This window comes from Mucilaginibacter sp. CAU 1740 (assembly GCF_039839285.1).
GTDB lineage: Bacteria > Bacteroidota > Bacteroidia > Sphingobacteriales > Sphingobacteriaceae > Mucilaginibacter.
Genome location: NZ_JBDOQS010000013.1, coordinates 1 through 16,397, shown reverse-complemented (window position 1 = coordinate 16,397; position 16,397 = coordinate 1). Strand labels below are relative to the sequence as shown.

Sequence of the window (16,397 nt, the reverse complement as noted above, 5' to 3'; positions counted from 1 at the left end):
ATCATGAAAAGCAGTTATAAAAAGATACTCATTATTGCAGGCATAGTGGTGGCACTGGTGCTCATCTGGTTCCTGTTCTTCAAGAAAAAAGAAGAGCCTATTGTGTTGCAAACCCAAAAGCCAGCCAAAGGATATATAGCCCAAAGCGTAACCGCCACCGGCCGTATCGAACCAGTGGATACCGTTACCGTAGGAACCCAGGTATCGGGCATTATTAAATATGTATATGCCGATTTTAATTCGAAAGTTAAAAAAGGGCAGTTGATTGCCGAGCTTGATAAATCATTGTTACAGGCAACCGTCGATCAGGCTAAAGGCACTCTATTAAATGCCCAAAGCCAGCTGGTTTACGCGCAAAATAATTACGCCAGGCAAAACCTGCTCTTTAAAACCGATGCCATTAGCAAGGCTGATTATGATGTTGCCCTCAATACCTTAAACGCAGGTAAAGCATCAGTAAAAAGCGCGGAGGCACAGGTACGTTCGGCAGAGAAAAATCTTTCTTACGCGGATATCTACTCGCCTATTGATGGCGTGGTGCTTAACCGTAACGTGAGCGTAGGGCAAACAGTAGCGGCAAGTTTCAGCACACCTACCTTATTTGTACTGGCAAAAGATATCACCAAAATGGAGGTAGAAGCCAATGTGGATGAAGCCGACATAGGCGATGTAAAAGCAGGAGAGCGGGCATCATTTACTGTAGATGCCTTTATAAATGATCAGTTTGGCGGCACGGTTGAGGATATCAGGCTGCATCCATCGGTATCATCAAATGTGGTTACCTATACCACCATCATCAATGCGCCAAACGATGATATGAAACTGAAACCGGGGATGACGGCAAGCATTATCATTTACACCAAAGAGGTTAACAACGCTTTACTGATCCCTGCCAAAGCGTTAAGCTTTACACCCGATTCGGCATTGATGAAAGATTATGAGATAGTAGGTAAAGTTGGCCACAAAGGCGGCAAAAAACGCGGTGGCGGCCAAGGTGGCAATGCTGGTGCAGGAAGCGCAGGCAATGGCGGGGCCAACGATAATTCGGCGGCGATACATACCGCCAAAAGCCGCAAGGATAGTAGCGGCGTAAATAAACAAACAGCCATTGTTTGGGTGTTGCAGGGTAAAAAGATTGTCCGCAAAAAAATCCAGACCGGATTGAATGACAATACTCAAGTTGAAGTACTATCGGGCTTAACTGCCGACGATGCTGTGATAACCGGGGTTACCGGTGGAGCGGCAAGCTCATCATCAACAACGGCAAAACCGGGCAGCAGTCCGTTTATGCCGCAAAGACCGCGTGGCGGAGGGGGAGGCCGTAGGTAATGAGCAAGAAGATATTAGATATACGTGAGCTGAAACGCGAGTTTCAGATGGGCAGCGAAACTGTGCGAGCGCTTAAAGGCATCTCCTTTGATGTAGAAGCAGGCGAGTTTGTAACCATTATGGGCAGCAGCGGCAGCGGCAAAACCACCCTGCTTAACATTTTAGGTTGTTTAGATAAACCATCCATAGGCGATTATTTTTTGGATGGTGTAGATGTAAAAAAACTATCGCGCGATGAACTGGCACAACTGCGCAACCGGAAGATAGGCTTCGTTTTCCAGGCTTATAACTTGCTACCCCGCACATCGGCACTGGAAAATGTAGAACTCCCCCTATTATATAATAAAGATATCAGCGTAGCCGAACGCCGCGACAGGGCCATTCACGCCCTTGAAGCGGTAAAACTTGCCGAGCGTTTAGATCATACACCCAGCCAACTTTCAGGCGGACAGCAGCAACGTGTGGCCATTGCCCGTGCGCTGGTTAACGAACCTGTAATGATCCTGGCCGATGAGGCTACGGGTAACCTGGACAGCCGCACATCGTACGAGATCATGTCGTTGATGCAGGAACTGAACTCGCAGCAGGGTAAAACTATTGTATTCGTAACGCACGAGCCGGATATCGCGTCGTTCAGCAGTCGTACAATTCAATTGCGCGATGGGCGCATCCAAAAGGATACGCAGAATACCAATCAACGGTCGGCGAAAGAAGTATTGGCGGGCTTGCCTATTACCGATGACTATTAAAGCATTGTAACCATGAATTTATTTAACCTGATACGGATTGCTTACAAGGCCCTGCAACGCAACAAGCTGAGGGCTTTCCTTACCATGCTCGGCATCATCATAGGTGTGGCCTCGGTTATTGCGATGGTGGCTATTGGCCAGGGATCAAAACAAAGCATCCACGATCAGCTTTCCAGCATGGGATCAAACATGATCACCGTTTTGCCAAGCAGTAACCTTAATGGTGGCGTGCGCATTGCAGGTTCGAGCTTTCAAACGCTTACTCAAAAAGATATTACCGCTTTGCAAAAAGCACAATATATTACTGAATTGTCACCGTCCATCACCTCTAAAGGGCAAGCTATTAACGGTGCCCTGAACTGGCCTACGTCTATACAGGGTGTCAGTCCGGATTATTTAGATATCCGTAAATTGAGCCTGAAAGATGGTATCTCGTTTACTGAACAGGATATCCTTACTTCGGCCAAGGTTTGTTTGATCGGGCAAACGGTTATCGACAACCTTTTTCCGGGTGGCGAAAATCCGATAGGCAAAGTGATCCGCTTTAATAAGATCCCGTTTCAAATCATCGGCATACTTAACCCCAAGGGGCAAAACGCCTTTGGGCAGGATCAGGACGATATTTTGATAGCTCCATATACCACCATCCAAAAAAGAATCCTGGCAACTATCTATTACCAAAACATCTACGCATCAGCAGCCAGTGAACAGGTTACCGATGCCGCGGTATCCGAGATGACACAGATCCTTCGCGATTCGCATCGACTGCGTGATACTGAGGATAATGATTTCACCGTACGTACCCAGGCCGAGCTGATCAACACTTTAAGCTCAACCAGTGGTTTGCTTACGGTATTACTTACTGTGATTGCGGGTATCTCACTGGTGATTGGCGGCATCGGTATTATGAATATCATGTATGTATCCGTAACGGAGCGTACCCGCGAGATTGGGTTACGCATGTCTATAGGAGCACGGGGTAAAGATATTATGCTTCAGTTTTTGATGGAGGCAATATTGATCAGTATTACCGGGGGAATCATTGGGGTGATATTAGGGATAGTATCATCCAATTTGGTTACACTTACCTTATCATGGCCTACTATTGTTTCTCAATCTTCCGTATTGCTATCATTTGTGGTGTGTGCTATCACGGGGATCTTTTTTGGATATTATCCGGCGCAGAAAGCGGCGAGATTGGATCCTATTGAGGCTTTGAGGTATGAGTAGACATTCCTACCCTCATTATGTCATTGTGGGCGTAGTAATCACACGGAAGCATATCCAGACTTACGAAGTTTTAAAAACTTCGTAAGTCTGGATATGCTTTGTCATATGATCCTTCAGAGGCCTCGGCTCTTATTATTCGCAATGACATGAAGAAGAATGCTATCTCTCTTCAACCATTTAACACTCCATCCTGCGACCAAATGTTAAATTTTAGCGATGAAATGTTAAATCTACAGTACTAAATGTTAAAACCCTTGCACAACTAACTATTTAGTTATATTTTGGCTTTCATAACGAACCTTATGAAAATCACATTTATTGGACTAATCTTACTTTGTCTCGGTTTTACTACCTCGTTTGCTCAAACCACTTACAGCGTAAAGGGAAAAGTAGTCGACACCGTAGCCAACTCAAACCTTATCAATGCCAGCGTAAGCGTTATCGCGGCTAAAGATTCTATTCTCCAAAAATTTACCCGGGTTAAGGATGATGGCACTTTTACCATCAATAACCTTAACAAAGGCAAATTTATTTTGGTGGCCACCTACCCCGGTTATGCCGACTTTGTAGAGCGTTTTACTTTAGATTCGGCCCACACAACCCATAACTTTGCTACCATAAGCATGCTGCTTAAAGAGCGCCTGCTAAAAGAGGTTATTGTGAAAGGCAAAGCAGCTGCCATCAAAATTAAAGGTGATACCACCGAGTTTAACCCGGCCGCCTATAATATCCAACCCAACTCCAAGGTAGAAGACTTGTTAAAACAGCTCCCCGGCATTGAGGTGGATAAAGACGGAAAGATCACCGCACAAGGCCAAACGGTAAAGAAAGTATTGGTTGATGGAGAAGAGTTTTTTGGCGATGACCCAACATTGGTTACAAAAAACCTACGTGCCGATATGGTTGATAAGGTTCAGCTGTACGATAAAAAAAGTGACCAGGCAGCCTTTACCGGTATTGATGATGGCGTGAAAGATAAAACCATCAACATTAAACTTAAAGAAGATAAAAAGAACGGCTATTTCGGGAAGCTTGATGCCGGCATAGGCACCGATGGCTACTACCAGGGCCAAGCCTTGTTTAACCGATTTAAAGGCAAACAAAAATTTTCGGTTTATGGAACTGTTGGCAATAACGGCAAAACAGGTTTAGGCTGGGAAGATAACAACAAATACGGCGGTGGCGGCAATATGGAATTTGGCGACGATGGCGGTATTTATATCTTCGGTGGAGGTGATGACCTGGATAGCTTTGGCGGACGTTATAATGGCGAAGGTAAGCCTTTAGCCCGTACCGGCGGCGTACATTACGATACTAAATGGAATGGGGATAAAGAATCATTAAATGCCAACTACAAAATAGGCTCGCTTACAGTTGATGGTACTAAAAACACGCTACAGCAAAATAACACCATCGATAATACATCAAACGTAAACACCGATCAAACCAATCATAACTACCTGTTTCGCCAGAAGCTTGATCTGAATTACCAGGTAAAAATTGATTCGATGCAGAATTTGAAGGTTACTGCCGATGGGACTTTGAGGCACAGCGATACCAAAAGTACATCCAGCACACAAACACGCCGCCTTAACGGAAGCCTGATCAATACCAATGATCTTGATAACAGCGCTAATGTTGATGGCAAGGTATTTAATGCCAATGCCTTTTATACCAAAAAATTCAAAAAGAAAAGCCGCACATTATCGGTAAATTTTAAAGCAGCCTACAATGAAAGTAACTCGGAAGGTTTCTTAAAGTCAACCACCCGGTTTTATGATCCGGTTAGTGTTGATACTGTTGACCAGTTTAAGGCAAACAAAACCAAAAGCACCAATATCAATACCAACATCACTTATACTGAGCCCCTGGCTAAAGATTTTACGCTTGCCCTTAGCTATGCCATATTGGTAAATAACGCAAATTCTGATAGACGTACGTTTAATAAACCAACAAACTCGGCTAATACTTATACGGTTCTGGATAGTATTTACAGTAGCGATTATAAGCTTAACCAACTATCAAACCAGGGAGGAGCTGTGTTTAACTTACAAAAAACTAAATACACATTTAACTTTGGTACCAAAATAGCCGGTGTTAAATTTAAGCAGGTTGATGAATTTGGTCAAACACCCGATTTAACCCGCAATTTTACCAACTGGTACCCGCAAGCCAGCTTCCAATACAAATTCACTAAACAATCAAGTGTCCGTTTAAGCTATAACGGTAACACTACCCAACCTTCTATTGATCAGATCCAACCGGTACGCAATAACTCCAATACCCTTAATATACAGTTAGGTAATGCAGACTTAAAGCCATCATTCACTAATCGTTACAATATCAGCTATAACTCATATAAGGTTATCAGCAATCAATACATCTGGATCAGCGGTTCGTATTCAACAACATCCAATCCAATTGTGAGCAACGTGGTGCGCGATACATCAAAAGGTACAAGTACTTATCAATCATCTAACTTAAAAAACCACTCCACCAACAACTTTTGGGTTAACAGTTATTTCGAGCGCAAAATTCCGGGTACCGACATTAATGCAGGCTTTGAACTTTCGGGCGATGGCAATACCTACTACAACTTAACCAACAACGCGCTTAACAAAACCAAATCATATAATTACTCAGGTAGCCTTAGGTTTTCGAGATATAAAGAAAAAAAATACGATGCATGGATCTCAGGTGGCCCTACTTATACGGTTAACTCGTCGTCGTTAACCCCCGAGATAAACAACAATGGCAGGGGTTTTAATGCAAACGGCGGTTTCAACATTTATTTGCCTGGCAAATTCCAGGTTGGTTCGGATGGTAATTATACCTATAATGCCCCAACCCAGTCATTTGATCAATCCTTTAAAAGATTTTTGGTGAATGCCAATATATCGCGCACGTTTTTTAAAGATGCCCTGAAAGCATCCGTTTCAGGCAATGACTTGTTAAACCAAAATACCGGCTACAACCGTACCGGTGCTACCAATATCATTACACAGGAACGTTACACCACCATCCGGAGATACTTTATGTTTTCCCTTACCTGGGATTTTAACAAAGTTGGAGGCGGCGCACCTAAAAAATAAACCTATCATGAAAAAGATATTAACCCTAACCACTCTATTAATATTAAGCGCCAATTTACTAATGGCGCAGGCTAACAAGCATTTCACCTTTCATGGTGTTATTGAATACGATAAAACATCCAATGTATGGGCAATGCTTCAAAAGGCCATCAATAAAGATAACGAAACCTGGTACCAACCCAGATATGAGCAGTACAAGAAAACCAAGCCACAGTTTAAGGTGTTAAAAAGCACCCTGAAGTTTGGCAACAACCAAACCCTGTTTACCCCCATTGAACCGGAAACACCAACAGCCGGTTTTTGGAGTGAACCGATGATGGTATCGCAAAACAGCACTATATTTTCTGATTTTAATACAGGATTGAGCACCAGTCAGAAAAGTGTATTTGAAGAAACTTTTTTAGTAAAAGATACCACTCGCCGCATTAAATGGAAACTAACCGGCGAAACTCGCGAAATTGCCGGCTACCCTTGCCGCCGGGCCAATGGCTTGATCCTTGATTCGGTTTATGTGGTTGCGTTTTATACTGAGGAGATCCCGGTTTCGGGGGGCCCCGAATCATTCAATGGCTTGCCGGGAATGATATTGGGTGTGGCTCTGCCACATGAAAACGTAACCTGGTTTGCCACTAAAGTTACCGAACAAGTACTCGACGAAAAATCATTAGCGGCCCCTAAAAAAGGTAAAGCCTCAACCAACAAAAGCTTCATGACCGTATTACAAAACGCTATGAAGGATTGGGGTACAGAAGGGAAAGAATATCTGAAGGGATTTTCGCTGTAGAAAGAAATTAACCTAAACCTGATAACAAAAACGTCATTGCCCGGTTCGGGCAATGACGTTTTTTATTTATTCAAAATATTTGCGACTTAGCGCCTTCGCGAGCCTAAATACTACGCGTTTGCCAAAGCCCTATCCAAATGCACATACCCACCATCAACATAAATTAATTGCCCGGTAGTATGGCTTGATGCTGGCGATAACAAAAATGCTACAGTATTGGCTATCTCTTCGGCAGTTGTCATCCTGTTGCCCAACGGAATTTTTGATTCGATCTCTTTCAATTTAGCTTGCGGATCGGGCAGGGTTTTGATCCAGTTTTCGTAAAGCGGTGTCCAGCACTCTGCTACTACCAGCGCGTTTACACGGATACCATATTTTAACAGCTCAACGGCCCACTCGCGGGTAAGCGCGTTACGGCCACCGTTTGATGCTGCATAGCCAGAGGTGTTGCCCTGGCCCGTATCGGCAGTTTTAGAGGTGATGTTCAAGATAGCGCCTTTTGATTTTTTCAATTCGGGCAAGGCATAGTGCGCCATCAGGTAGTAATGAACTACGTTTTTATGCAATGATGCCATAAAACCTTCATAGTCGCCGCTTTCTAAGCCTACGCCATCGTTTACACCTGCATTATTCACAAGACCGTCGATACGGCCATATTTAGCTACTACTTCGTTGATAGCGTTCTCGCTTGCCTTAGGATCAGTAAGCTCGGCAACTACCTGATGGGCTTCGCCGCCAACGGCTTCAATTTCCTGCACGGTTTTCAGGTTATCAGCTTCGTTGCGACCAATTATTACCGGTATAGCCCCTTCAGATGCTAATACCTTTACTATGCCCTCGCCTATTCCTTTGGCACCGCCGGTAACTATAATTACCTTATCTGTAAGTTGTAAATTCATTTTTTGGTATGATAGATATATTAATGCGAACCCGACATAGCGAGTTTCTTAACTTTATGATTATTGATGGCGAATATTAAAATGCCCAGGAAACAAAATCCCGGTACAATGTAAGCCAGCTGAATGTTATGTGTAGCATCAGAAACGCGGCCCATAATTACCGGGAATATGGCACCACCAACAATACCCATAATAACCAATGATGAACCCAATTTGGTTTTAGCGCCCAAACCACGGATACTTAACGAGAATATAGTTGGGAACATGATTGACATGAAGAACCAGGTAGCCATCAGCGAATAAACAGCAACCTCGCCATGAAGTGTAACAGCCATGCCAATTAAAATGATATTGATAACAGCATAGGTAATTAATAGCTTCACAGGGTTAAAGTAACGCATCAGCAACGTGCCAATAAACCTGCCCGCCATAAAACCCGCCGAGGCTATGGTTAAATAGTATGATGCCGGTTTTTCGGCAAAACCAGCCACTCTTTCCGAATAGCGGATAAAGAAGCTACTGATACCAGCCTGCGAACCAACGTATAAAAACTCGGCAAAAATACCAGCCCTTAAACTTTTCACACGTAATAACTCGCCTATCCGCACACCAAGTGAGCGGTTATCGTTAACCGCTTCTTCGCTTGTTTCTTCAACAATTGGCGGGAAGTGCGTGCGGTAAATTAAAAATGCCACAACAAGCACCGCGGCACCGATCACTAAAAACGGTAATTGTACTGCCGATGCCTCGTGATTAAGATATTCATTCAATTGGCTTGGCGACATTTTGCTCGATTCGGCATCGGTCAATACTTTTCCTGAAAGGATGTATTTACCGCCGATAAGGGGAGCTAATGTAGCTGCCAACCCGTTAAATGATTGAGAGAAATTGATACGGCGTTCAGCTCCTGCCGGATCACCCAATACGGTGATATAAGGATTGGCCGCTGTTTCTAAAAACGCGGCTCCCGAAAACACAATGAACAATGCCGCCAAAAAGAAAGAGTAATTACGTACTGCCGCTGCCGGAAAAAACAGGAAAGCACCGGTTGAAAAAAGTATCAAGCCTAAAATGATCCCACCTTTGTAGCCGTATTTTTTCATGAATTGAGCGGCAGGGATAGGTAATATAAAGTAGGCGATATAAGATGCAGAGTCAATTAATGATGACTGCAGATCATTAAGCTGACAAGCTTTTTTTAAGTGCGGAATTAATATCGGATTAAGGTTAAGCGCGAATCCCCAGATAAAAAACAGGGAGGTAATTAATGCTACCGCGAACAGCGTGTTGTTTTTTGACATTAGTATTTATTGGTTGATTGTATTTATTCTTTTTATTTAAATGTTGCAGATATTTCATCTAACGAAACACCCAGTGTTTTTAATGCTATTTTATTTAAAGCAGCTTTGTCACCTGTAAAATGAAAAACGCTATGCTTGTGCGTAAGCTTTTCGCCCGGCTTTAAAAATGCAGCTGGTGATACGCTTTCAATTTCGTAAAACGGCCCCATCTGTTTACCGTCAGCCAGCGGGCCATCATTGTATGCATTTACCGCATCGCCGCTGTAAGGCTCCGTATCGGTTTTCCATTCCTGGTTTAGATATTGGGCTTTATTATCAATATCAAACAAGGTTATAGTTAAAACCTGGTTTACGGCATCATAACTGCCCGCCATACTTTTGGCACGGTTTGGCGGAATGCCCAGCTTCCCCCTGCTTTTCCCATCGGCTTTAAATAACAGGATACCTTTTTTATAAGTGATCCTGTCTTTAGGTATCTCACCAAAATAGTTGGTAGTTGCTACTTTACCAATAGCTTCATTATTATAAGGCACAACTATAACCAAACCCGGCGAAGGTGCAAACATATCCAAATTCCACAAACATGGCGCACCTGTTGTTTGATCCCACGCGTTGTTACCTGTATTAATAATAGAGTTGCGGGTACTGAAACCAACAGATCTGACTGTGGAATCAGGACCTATACCTAAAAGCGAACTTATATTTTGGCGAGGTATTATCTCAACCTCGCGTTCCAATTTGATAGAAAGATAGGTACCCGCGTAGTTTTGCAAATGAGTGGTTTTACTCATCGATACCTTGGTTGAGGATGTATTTTCTTTGCTCAACTCCCAACGTTCATTATCAACAGCCGCGGGTGTATGCCAGTTGGCAAACTCCATTTTAGTACCGGGTTTAAAAAACAGCGAAAACTTTCCGCCTTCCGGCCCAAGCCATAAGCGGTCCTCCCCTCCAAACGCGTTCATGTGCAAATCCGGCTGTTTTTGATCAAAGGTTTCATATTTGATCCAGCCAAAACTTTTCCCGGGTGATCCTTCAGCTGTCGAAGTGAACACTTTTCCCTGGTATTTTGGCGATATGGCAACCATGCCTAAACCTCCATCTGATAAAACCACTAAACTATCATCGTGCTTTTTCAAAAACCGCAGGTCATAATCAAAACTACCTTTTTCTATAGGCGGCATCCGCATAGTACACGAGCCCAAACCCGCAAGCAGCAAAACTAATGATGACCTTTTTAAAAGCTGCATATTGCCGTTATTTATGTTTAGGGTTTATGCCTATCGAATTCACCATAGTACCGATATGATCAATACTGATCTCTACCACATCACCAGGTTGTAAAGTAAAAGATGGCGGCGGCACCAGGCAGGTACCTGTCATCAAAAAGCATCCGTAAGGAAAATCGCATTCGCTGTATAAATAATCCGTTAGTTCGGTAAATGAGCGCTTGATGCGCGATACCGTGGTGTCGTCTTCAAAAACCAATTCACCATCGCGTTTGATATTCATGCTAATTGCAGTTTCGGCAGAAATAGGAGCTGAAGTAATATACAGGCATGGCCCAAGGGCAGCGCTCCTTTCATACACTTTTGCTTGCGGCAGATATAAGGCGTTTTCACCTTCAATACTGCGCGAACTCATATCATTGCCAATAGTATATCCCTGTATTTGGCCGTTGCTGTTTACAAATAAGGTAAGTTCAGGCTCAGGCACATTCCATTCCGAATCTTTACGGATATAAACCTCACTATTGTGGCCGGAAACACGATGGGCAAGGGATTTAAAGAACAACTCGGGGCGTGGCGCATTATAAACCTTATCATACAAACTTGCACCTGTTTCTGATTCTTCCATGCGGGCATCGCGGCTGCGCAAGTACGTTACCCCGGCGGCCCAAACTTCCTGGTTACCTATTGGTGGTAAAATATTTCCGCTTAGATATTCAGTTTCAACATTGGCACTTAAAGCGGTAGTATCGGCGGTTATCAATTCGAGATAAGCGGCTAATTCATCACGATTAATTAGTTTGTCCCAATCGTCATCAATAATATATGATGAACCATTATGCTGTAGTAAGCTGCTTTTGGCCAGTTTATATAGTTTCATCAGTTTACTTCCAGTTCGTCTTTAGTTGGGAATTTAGGGAAAGGGCCATGCTCGCCGGTTTGATACCAAAATACAGTTGAGGCGATATCATCCTGCAAAGGCATATACCGGCCATCGTGCCGCCAGCCTAATGCCTGTATAGTAACTTTCAGGCTTTTTTTGAAGCGGATAGGATCAACAATATGCCAGCGGTATAAGCCAAAGCGTTGCGCTATTTCATAATGCCCATCACCACGGATCACCTGGGGTAAACCGCTGTAGGGGCTACAAAATTCAGTATATTCAGTACCGGGCTTTTCTTTTCCGTTGGCATCTTTGTGGCGGGTATCAAAATCATACGATCCGCAGAAATAATCTTCTGTACCGGTGCCGTTTATCGTCGGGAACTTAGTATCGCCATCCATAAAAAATTTGATCTCGCCTTCGCCCCACCAACCGTTTTTATTCGATCCATAAGCTATATAAGTGCCTACGTACTGGCCTTTACCTTTAATGCTATCTACCAAAACAAAATCTTTTTTGTACGGCAGTGGGTTTACGCGGCGAAACTGTGCGTGGAAATAACCGGCATCGGCAGGTACATCGGTTAAAGTATAGTCAACCTGATAATATAGCACCATATCGGCATCATCAATGTTCTCCATAGTGATGCGGCATTTTTTGCGGAAAGGCATCGGCCAATAGCAATTAAATGCACTGCCTGGATTAACAGCAACTGCCAACGAATTTACAGGCGCGTACTTACCCCAGCCCATGCAAAAAAAATCACCAACCGGCACTTCTACCGATGGGGTGGTTTCATCGTCCCAATAAAAGCGGATGATTGAGTAGCGCCAGTTACCGGTGGGTGTCATCCAGATATGCTGGATAGCACCAGATCCGTTTATTTCGGCAACTGTAAATGTGGTGTGTTTTTTTATAACAACACTTGGGCTAACTTTCCAGGTCTGGCCCAGATCGCGGGCTGCATTTGCTCCGGTGCCTTCAGTGGCCATTCCGCCTTTACCTTTTTCGCCGGTGAAATTTTCAGGACTTATCGATCTTGTTTTGGCATCAGATACCCGGTAAAGGTTACCCAACCCAACATCCAAACCATTAAACTTTTGCTGCGCCTTAGCGTACGAAGCCACAATAACAAACAGGCAGATAGTTAAAAAATAATTTTTTACCATAAAACTTATCTTTAAAATCAGTTAACGCGAATTGGTAACGCGCTCCAGGTTTATTTGTTAAATGCTTCAGGCCCCGGTTAAAAAGCCATTCACAATCATATTGATAATTTCCCGCTATCCATACCGCTTTATAAGCATAACATTCGCATATTTTGGCATGTAGATTTGACGGTTGTTAAAGCTAATTTAAAATTTATTAAATTGATTACCATGCCTGTAAAAAACAGGTTAGATAAATTACCCAAAGCAAGGTAATAAGCTAAATAAAACACATTTTTGCATATGCCGCTCAATTTGATACTCAACAACCTCGAAAAACACATCCACCTCACACGCGAAGAGCAGGATATTTTCACCGCCTATCTTCAGCCTAAAAAATTAAAACGCAAGCAATTTTTGCTTACCTATGGCGAGGTATGTAAATATTCGGCTTTTGTTACTTCGGGATGTTTAAGAGGGTACACTGTTGATAAAAGCGGTATTGAACATGTGCTAAGCTTTGCCCCATCCGATTGGTGGATAGCCGATATGTACAGCCTCATTTCGCAAAAGCCGGGCATCCAAAATATCGAGGCCCTGGAAGACACCGAAGTACTGCTGCTATCAAAAAGTAACCAGGAAAAATTATATCAGGAGATACCCAAGTTTGAGCATTTTTTCAGGATCCTTACCGAAAACTCGCTGGTAGCAAGTCAGCAGCGGTTAATTGATAGCCTAAGCCTTACCGCCGAAGAACGCTACAATAATTTTTGCAAACGATATCCTACGTTAATAGATCATCTCCCCCAAAAGCAAATAGCATCATACATTGGCGTTACCCCCGAATTTTTCAGCAGGATGCGTGGCGGGATGGTGAGGAAGAGGTAGTTTTAGTGAATGGTTGATTAAGTGAGCGGTTAAACTCACTTGCCATGCAAACAACCACACACCCAATCAACCTAATCAACTACGCACCATTTCTTAATCTACATCAAGTGCCCCGCAAGCAATCTGCCGTAGATTTGTATTAACAAACAAAGGAAAAAACATCATGGCACAGACCGTTTTACATAAAGCCAACACCCGCGGACATGCAGACCACGGATGGTTGCACAGTTACCAATCGTTTAGTTTTGCTGGTTATTACAATCCGGATAGGATGCATTTTGGTGCTTTGCGGGTATTGAATGATGATACTGTTGATCCGGGCATGGGCTTTGGAAAACACCCACACGATAATATGGAGATCATCTCTATCCCGTTGGAAGGCGACTTAGAGCACAAGGATAGCATGAACAACGTTGCCGTGATTAAAAACGGCGACATACAGGCTATGAGTGCCGGTACCGGGATATTCCATAGCGAATACAACTTTGACCGTGCAAGCGAAGTGAAGTTTTTACAGATCTGGATCTACCCTAACAAACGCAATGTTGAACCGCGTTATGACCAGATATCGCTGAACCTTGAGGATAGGCATAATAAACTGCAACAGGTACTATCACCCAATCCGGATGATGCCGGCGTCTGGATACATCAGGATGCCTGGTTTCATTTAGGTAAATTTGATAAAGGTGTTACAACTGAATATACTATTAAAAAAGAAGGCAACGGCGTTTACGCGTTTGTGTTAAGTGGCGAAGTAATTATTAATGGGGAAACATTAGGCAGTCGAGATGCCTTAGGCATTTGGGATACCGATAAATTTACTATCGAAGCTGGTACTGACGCCGAATTTTTATTGATAGATGTACCAATGAAATTTTAAAAGCAATGGAAAAGATACAGATACTGGTAGTTGGCCGCCACCCCGAAATACTGGCTACTGTGGTACGCCTGGTAAACAATAATCCTGACTGGAACGCGACTGGCTGCCTCAGCGATGAGGAAGCCATCGCGGCTTTCGGCACACAGGATTTTAGAGTGGTATTATTAGGTGGAGGCGTTAATGAGATATCAGAAGCGGCACTGAACTCGCATTTTTTTAGCATCAACCCTGATATTAAAATAGTACAGCACTTTGGCGGAGGCAGCGGATTGTTAAGTGCCGAAATTTATGAGGCGCTTAAATAAAATTAAACGGCTGTTTGGCTACGTTTAGTTAATTCATTTAATAGGTTATCTCTATCAGCTATTTCGGGTTGGATGCGGATCCAACCTCTCCCACTCCATCTTCTGGAAAAACCGAAAATCCGGTTATCAAACAAATCGATAACTCCATTTTGTTGTTCCTTAACAATTAAATTAGCCCAGTCTATAGCTTTGTAAGGCATTCCTTCTGCTTTAACCTCAACCCCATCATCGTTTAAAACAATCTTTAAAGTTTCGTATGTCTTTTTAAACCTTCTTCTTGTAGAGTAGCCTATTATCAATAGTAAAAACGGTGTAGTGATACAGAAAGACAAAACCAACGCTTTGAGATCCTTTGAGCCATATGAAAAGTACTGCGAAACAAACACGGATACTCCTATTATAGCTATTCTATTAAACAGGCTGTATTGTAAGCGTTTTAGTAAACTGCTTAACTGGGTTTCATCAATTGCGAAAGTAATGGTATTCATTGTGACAAATTAGGTTTATAAATGTAGTACATAAGCAGATATTAACCAAACAAGTTAATGCCCGCTACTACATCCTGACGATGAGCAACCCGAGCAACCGCTACTGCATCCACTATGACCGCCGCAACCAGAGTGGCCACCGCTATGACACCCATGACCCGAATGACCGTGATGGCCAGAATCAGAATCACCGCCACAACCAGCCGTGCTACAACCTGAACCGCTGCCATCACGGTCCCGCTTATCGCTATCCCGTCCTTCCTTCTGATAACTAAATGCGATGATCAAAACAAATACGGCCAAGAAAATCAATATAAAAATATCACTATCGGATGCCTGTATAAACATAAATGATAGCAAAATAAGTCCTCCCAATAGCGCAAAAGTCTTGGTTGGCTTAGGTTTCCGGATAAGCCAGTAATTATCCAGGCTTACACGTTGGAAATTGATTTCGCTGAAACGTGCTTCATTAGTCGGCCAAATATCCGCTGGCGACAGTTCGTTAAAATGTTCAAAATATAATTTACTGGTACCCGTGTAAAAGCTATCATACTTTGTGGCCTCGCTTTCACCACCCTTAGTTGGATTATGGTGTATTTCCCGGCCAATTGTATCACGACAGAGACCAACCCAATACGAGCGGGTAAAAGTCAGGTGTAAATGCCAGGCTTGATCAACGGCATCGGAAGGAGTAACCCCCTTTTCTGATACGCAGCAAAGAAATATAAATTTTTTATACTCGACAATTACACGGTGGGCATATTGAATACTCCAACCGTTTTCCCGGGATAGGCGTTCCGAAAACTTAAACGCGGCATTCGGATCATCTAATTCGAATCTATTGATCCTATCCCAAAGCTGGGTTTGTTCTGCTGTAAGCATATGTTTAGGTATATGCCCTTAAGTTAAGCAAATGGTTTTGATAAAAGCAAGAGATAGAAAGTTTGCTCGTGAAGGCGAAGCGAAAAGTTCTGGTGGGCTTAGTGAGTGGTTGATTGGGTTGATTGGGTGAGTGGTTGGTTACCGGCGATAACTAAAGGTTGACTACTCCTCCACATCATTGCGAGGCACGAAGCAATCGCACGGAAGCAGGGGGTTATACAAATCCGCCCTGTACCGTTCGCGATTGCTTCGTACCTCGCAATGACGGCGGGGAGAGATTAGCCTTAGCGCCTTAGCCACCCTTGCGAGC

The 16,397-nt window shown here is 43.3% G+C and carries 15 protein-coding genes; 8 read left to right on the top strand and 7 right to left on the bottom strand.

Translation table 11 applies throughout. The annotated features are described in order from the left end of the window. Window positions 1-3: 3 nt before the first annotated feature. The 5 genes from AAFN85_RS24130 to AAFN85_RS24110 all read left to right on the top strand — a co-directional run bounded on the left by AAFN85_RS24130 (window position 4) and on the right by AAFN85_RS24110 (window position 7,184). A complete protein-coding gene (locus AAFN85_RS24130) occupies window positions 4-1,329 on the top strand; it encodes an efflux RND transporter periplasmic adaptor subunit (RefSeq protein WP_347530302.1) in 1,326 nt (441 codons plus the stop codon). Next, on the top strand, window positions 1,329-2,078 hold the full coding sequence (locus AAFN85_RS24125; protein WP_347530301.1) for an ABC transporter ATP-binding protein: 750 nt from the start codon (window positions 1,329-1,331) through the stop codon (window positions 2,076-2,078). Before AAFN85_RS24130 ends, AAFN85_RS24125 begins: the two co-directional genes overlap by 1 nt. Before the next feature lie 12 nt (window positions 2,079-2,090). Continuing rightward, window positions 2,091-3,308: an ABC transporter permease gene (locus tag AAFN85_RS24120; RefSeq protein WP_347530300.1), complete on the top strand. Its 1,218-nt coding sequence runs from the start codon at window positions 2,091-2,093 to the stop codon at window positions 3,306-3,308. Between the two features lie 302 nt (window positions 3,309-3,610). Further along, window positions 3,611-6,400 (top strand): TonB-dependent receptor, encoded by a 2,790-nt coding sequence (locus AAFN85_RS24115; protein ID WP_347530299.1) that lies wholly within the window; start codon window positions 3,611-3,613, stop codon window positions 6,398-6,400. A 7-nt stretch (window positions 6,401-6,407) separates the two neighbouring features. Further along, a complete protein-coding gene (locus AAFN85_RS24110; protein WP_347530298.1) occupies window positions 6,408-7,184 on the top strand; it encodes a GLPGLI family protein in 777 nt (258 codons plus the stop codon). A gap of 110 nt (window positions 7,185-7,294) precedes the next feature. Here AAFN85_RS24110 and AAFN85_RS24105 read toward each other — a convergent pair whose 3' ends face one another. From AAFN85_RS24105 to AAFN85_RS24085, 5 genes are read right to left on the bottom strand one after another with little or no spacing between them, the layout of a single operon-like run. Then, window positions 7,295-8,083, bottom strand: a complete 789-nt coding sequence (locus AAFN85_RS24105; protein ID WP_347530297.1) for an SDR family oxidoreductase — start codon at window positions 8,081-8,083, stop codon at window positions 7,295-7,297. 20 nt (window positions 8,084-8,103) lie between these two features. After that, window positions 8,104-9,384 carry an L-fucose:H+ symporter permease gene (gene fucP, locus AAFN85_RS24100; RefSeq protein WP_347530296.1) on the bottom strand — a complete coding sequence of 427 codons (1,281 nt, stop codon included), beginning with the start codon at window positions 9,382-9,384 and terminating at the stop codon, window positions 8,104-8,106. Between the two features lie 32 nt (window positions 9,385-9,416). Then, entirely contained in the window at window positions 9,417-10,634 is a 1,218-nt protein-coding gene (locus tag AAFN85_RS24095) for a DUF6786 family protein (protein WP_347530295.1), read from the bottom strand. A gap of 7 nt (window positions 10,635-10,641) precedes the next feature. Continuing rightward, window positions 10,642-11,493, bottom strand: a complete 852-nt coding sequence (locus AAFN85_RS24090) for a fumarylacetoacetate hydrolase family protein (protein ID WP_347530294.1) — start codon at window positions 11,491-11,493, stop codon at window positions 10,642-10,644. Then, the gene (locus tag AAFN85_RS24085; protein ID WP_347530293.1) at window positions 11,493-12,665 is read right to left on the bottom strand and encodes a glycoside hydrolase family 172 protein; all 1,173 of its coding nucleotides are present in this window, start codon (window positions 12,663-12,665) and stop codon (window positions 11,493-11,495) included. Before AAFN85_RS24085 ends, AAFN85_RS24090 begins: the two co-directional genes overlap by 1 nt. A gap of 282 nt (window positions 12,666-12,947) precedes the next feature. On the opposite strand from AAFN85_RS24085, the gene AAFN85_RS24080 reads away from it, so the two are divergent. The 3 genes from AAFN85_RS24080 to AAFN85_RS24070 all read left to right on the top strand — a co-directional run bounded on the left by AAFN85_RS24080 (window position 12,948) and on the right by AAFN85_RS24070 (window position 14,717). After that, on the top strand, window positions 12,948-13,532 hold the full coding sequence (locus AAFN85_RS24080) for a Crp/Fnr family transcriptional regulator (protein WP_347530292.1): 585 nt from the start codon (window positions 12,948-12,950) through the stop codon (window positions 13,530-13,532). Between the two features lie 163 nt (window positions 13,533-13,695). Continuing rightward, window positions 13,696-14,412, top strand: coding sequence for a pirin family protein (locus AAFN85_RS24075; protein ID WP_347530291.1), 717 nt, complete (start codon window positions 13,696-13,698; stop codon window positions 14,410-14,412). A 5-nt stretch (window positions 14,413-14,417) separates the two neighbouring features. Continuing rightward, a complete protein-coding gene (locus AAFN85_RS24070) occupies window positions 14,418-14,717 on the top strand; it encodes a hypothetical protein (protein WP_347530290.1) in 300 nt (99 codons plus the stop codon). Window positions 14,718-14,719: 2 nt separating this feature from the next. On the opposite strand, the gene AAFN85_RS24065 is transcribed toward AAFN85_RS24070, so the two are convergent. Together AAFN85_RS24065 and AAFN85_RS24060 are read right to left on the bottom strand one after the other, a co-directional pair. Beyond that, complete coding sequence (locus tag AAFN85_RS24065; RefSeq protein ID WP_347530289.1) at window positions 14,720-15,205, bottom strand: hypothetical protein; 486 nt, start codon at window positions 15,203-15,205, stop codon at window positions 14,720-14,722. 54 nt (window positions 15,206-15,259) lie between these two features. Then, on the bottom strand, window positions 15,260-16,087 hold the full coding sequence (locus tag AAFN85_RS24060) for a hypothetical protein (RefSeq protein ID WP_347530288.1): 828 nt from the start codon (window positions 16,085-16,087) through the stop codon (window positions 15,260-15,262). Window positions 16,088-16,397 lie beyond the last annotated feature (310 nt).

Coding starts and splice junctions, on each gene's coding strand:
- AAFN85_RS24120 (WP_347530300.1), top strand. CDS start 2,091: ATGAATTTATTTAACCTGATACGGATTGCTTACAAGGCCCTGCAACGC.
- AAFN85_RS24110 (WP_347530298.1), top strand. CDS start 6,408: ATGAAAAAGATATTAACCCTAACCACTCTATTAATATTAAGCGCCAAT.
- AAFN85_RS24070 (WP_347530290.1), top strand. CDS start 14,418: ATGGAAAAGATACAGATACTGGTAGTTGGCCGCCACCCCGAAATACTG.
- fucP (WP_347530296.1), bottom strand. CDS start 9,384: ATGTCAAAAAACAACACGCTGTTCGCGGTAGCATTAATTACCTCCCTG.
- AAFN85_RS24085 (WP_347530293.1), bottom strand. CDS start 12,665: ATGGTAAAAAATTATTTTTTAACTATCTGCCTGTTTGTTATTGTGGCT.
- AAFN85_RS24065 (WP_347530289.1), bottom strand. CDS start 15,205: ATGAATACCATTACTTTCGCAATTGATGAAACCCAGTTAAGCAGTTTA.
- AAFN85_RS24130 (WP_347530302.1), top strand. CDS start 4: ATGAAAAGCAGTTATAAAAAGATACTCATTATTGCAGGCATAGTGGTG.
- AAFN85_RS24095 (WP_347530295.1), bottom strand. CDS start 10,634: ATGCAGCTTTTAAAAAGGTCATCATTAGTTTTGCTGCTTGCGGGTTTG.
- AAFN85_RS24075 (WP_347530291.1), top strand. CDS start 13,696: ATGGCACAGACCGTTTTACATAAAGCCAACACCCGCGGACATGCAGAC.
- AAFN85_RS24115 (WP_347530299.1), top strand. CDS start 3,611: ATGAAAATCACATTTATTGGACTAATCTTACTTTGTCTCGGTTTTACT.
- AAFN85_RS24060 (WP_347530288.1), bottom strand. CDS start 16,087: ATGCTTACAGCAGAACAAACCCAGCTTTGGGATAGGATCAATAGATTC.
- AAFN85_RS24125 (WP_347530301.1), top strand. CDS start 1,329: ATGAGCAAGAAGATATTAGATATACGTGAGCTGAAACGCGAGTTTCAG.
- AAFN85_RS24080 (WP_347530292.1), top strand. CDS start 12,948: ATGCCGCTCAATTTGATACTCAACAACCTCGAAAAACACATCCACCTC.
- AAFN85_RS24090 (WP_347530294.1), bottom strand. CDS start 11,493: ATGAAACTATATAAACTGGCCAAAAGCAGCTTACTACAGCATAATGGT.
- AAFN85_RS24105 (WP_347530297.1), bottom strand. CDS start 8,083: ATGAATTTACAACTTACAGATAAGGTAATTATAGTTACCGGCGGTGCC.